General features: G+C 51.1%; 1 protein-coding gene. It reads left to right on the top strand.

The annotated features are described in order from the left end of the window. Positions 1–20: 20 nt before the first annotated feature. Positions 21–278, top strand: a 258-nt coding sequence (locus R0J92_RS22635) for a hypothetical protein (RefSeq protein WP_411053311.1), incomplete at its 3' end; no start/stop codon positions are given.

The following is a 278-nucleotide window of genomic DNA, read 5'->3' as shown; positions in this document are numbered from 1 at the left end:
ATAGCAGCGGAGGTCCGCTCTTGAAGCATCTCCAGCAAATCGACGGGCTTAAAGTCATCGTCCGAGACAACGGCAAAGAGCCGCCACTCGCCTTATCGGTGTTTCATCAGCTCGTGCGTTCCGAGAAATACGATTTGGCGTATTCGTTCAGCCCGTCCAGTTTGCTGTTGTCGTATGCTTTGCCCGCGCATGTGCGCTTATCGGGCGTCTATCAGCCAGAACTGTATAAGCTTGAACGCAATAAAAAAGTCATCCGTGCATTGAAGACGATTGACAAG

It is taken from the genome of Tritonibacter sp. SIMBA_163 (genome assembly GCF_046535935.1).
GTDB lineage: Bacteria > Pseudomonadota > Alphaproteobacteria > Rhodobacterales > Rhodobacteraceae > Epibacterium > Epibacterium scottomollicae.
The sequence above is the reverse complement of the archived record's forward strand: the minus strand, read 5'-3'. Positions and strand labels throughout refer to the sequence as shown.